Raw genomic sequence first — 2,063 nt, 5'->3', positions numbered from 1 at the left:
TGTCAAACGCAATCTCAAGTTGATACAGCGTCGGACGCAAACGCAATTTAAATTTGATACACCTGCGCATACGGTTATTAGCTGAGTGCTGCCTCCTTCGAATTGCGTTTGCGTTTGACGTCGTCCGCTTCGTTTAGGTGCGGCGGTGGGATGCGGTTAATCATGCCGGCTTGACGTTTTTCCTTCAGCCTGTACGAGTCGCCGGAGATCGGCACGACGTGTGCGTGATGAAGCAGCCGGTCGAGGAGCGCCGCCGTGAGCGTTGCGTCGTCAGCGAAGGTCTGGTCCCACTGGCCGAACGGAAGATTGCTGGTCAGGATGAGACTGCCGGTTTCGTACCGTTTGGCGACCACCTGGAAGAGCAGGTTCGCCTGCTCCCGGTCCATGGGCAGATAGCCCATCTCGTCAATGATCAGCAGCCTGTAGGGCTTCGTGATCCGCTTGATGGTCTCCTCCAGCTGGTTGCGGCGCAACGCTGTCGTCAATTGCATCAGCAGATCGGCGGCAGTGATGAAGCGGGTGCGAAACCCGGCCTGCGTTGCACGATATCCAAACGCGACAGCAAGATGGGTTTTACCAACGCCACTGGGTCCGAGGAGCACGACATTCTCGGCCCGCTCCACAAAGGCAAGACTGCCGAGTTCGAGAACCAGCGCTTTCGGTACGCCGAGCGCGAATTCGAAGTCGAATTCATCAAGCGTCTTGATTGCCGGGAAGCCAGCCAGACGCGTTAGCATCCGGCGCATTCGTTCCGCGCGTGCCATCGCTTCATCCTTCAACGCCTGTTCGAGGAAGTCGAGATAGCCCAGCTCGCGCTTCGCGGCCATCTGGCCGAGGTGCGCAATCTGTGTCGGCAAGTGCAGCAGGTTGAGCTGCTTGCACAACACAGTCAGTCGTTCGAGCTGTGGCGTCATGCACTTACCTCCTGTGCGCGGCTGAACGCGTCGTAGACCGACAACGGGTGCTGCAACGGTTTGTTCCACTCCGAGCTCGCGTACCGTGATGCTGGTTTCGGCTGCTGATGTGGCGTCGCGCCCGTTCTAACCGATCGCCCCACGTATGGTGCCGGCAGTGGCAGAAGATGCGACCGCTCCTCGAGCAACACCTCGGCCGGAACCCGTTTGGTAGTGCCGTGCACACGGACGTTGGCGACGTCGCGCAACCACAGCCTGACGCGCTCATTGCACAGGCCGCAGTCGGCTGTGAGCCCTGCCTGTTTGAGCATTGAAACCAACGGGACCCAGAAGCTGTAGCGCAGATATCCGTTCATACGCTCGACCTTGCCCTTCGTCTTCGCGCGGTATGGCTTGCACACGCGAGGCACGAACCCATGGTGTTTGGCGAAGTCAGCGAACCCCGGATGATAGCGGTGCTGCTTCTTGCCATAGGCATCGCGTTTCAGAATCACCGTCTTCATGTTGTCATACACGACCTCTCGGGTGACGCCGCCAAATGCCTCGAATGCCCGCACATGGCAAGCCAGCAGCGTTTCGATACGCATGTCGGTGACAAACTCCGCGTAGCTGACGCGGCTATAGCCCAACGTCGCAACGAACGCCGCGAGCATGCCGAGTTTGTGCCCCGGCTTACGAAACTCAATCCAGTCCATCTGCATCTGATGTCCCGGCTCTGTTTCGAATCTGACCACCGGGTCGGGACGTGCAGCGGGTCGAAGCTTCTGCAGATACTCCTGCACCCGGCGTAAGCCGCCCGTGTATCCGCGCTCCTCAATCTCCCGCTTGAGCACCGTCGCCGGAATCCAGTCCGGCTTCGCTGCTTCGACACGGCCCTGCAGATAGGCCTTGAAGGGCGCAAGCTTGCCGACGACTGGCTGACGGGCCTTACGCTGCGGCGGACCCGATTCCAGATACTTCCTGACTGTGTTGACTGCCATGCCGGTCTCGACCGCGATGTCCCGGAGGCTGTTTCCCTGGCGACGCAGAATCTCGATTTCCATGTACTCCTCGTAGCTGATCACGGGCCGCCCAAAATGAGCAACCCTACAACGAGGTGTATCAATTCCTAACTGCGTTGCTGTATCAATTTACAACTGCGCGCGACAC

General features: G+C 59.2%; 2 protein-coding genes. Both read right to left on the bottom strand.

The annotated features are described in order from the left end of the window. Positions 1 to 77: 77 nt before the first annotated feature. Positions 78 to 914: an IS21-like element helper ATPase IstB gene (gene istB, locus A6V37_RS00025; protein WP_064271776.1), complete on the bottom strand. Its 837-nt coding sequence runs from the start codon at positions 912 to 914 to the stop codon at positions 78 to 80. Next, positions 911 to 1,978: an IS21 family transposase gene (istA, locus tag A6V37_RS00020; protein ID WP_479724545.1), complete on the bottom strand. Its 1,068-nt coding sequence runs from the start codon at positions 1,976 to 1,978 to the stop codon at positions 911 to 913. Before istA ends, istB begins: the two co-directional genes overlap by 4 nt. Positions 1,979 to 2,063 lie beyond the last annotated feature (85 nt).

Origin of the sequence: Paraburkholderia ginsengiterrae (assembly GCF_001645125.1) — a bacterium.
GTDB lineage: Bacteria > Pseudomonadota > Gammaproteobacteria > Burkholderiales > Burkholderiaceae > Paraburkholderia > Paraburkholderia ginsengiterrae.
Note: the sequence above shows the minus strand (reverse complement) of the source record. Positions and strands in the feature narration are given on the sequence as shown.

Coding starts and splice junctions, on each gene's coding strand:
- istB (WP_064271776.1), bottom strand. CDS start 914: ATGACGCCACAGCTCGAACGACTGACTGTGTTGTGCAAGCAGCTCAAC.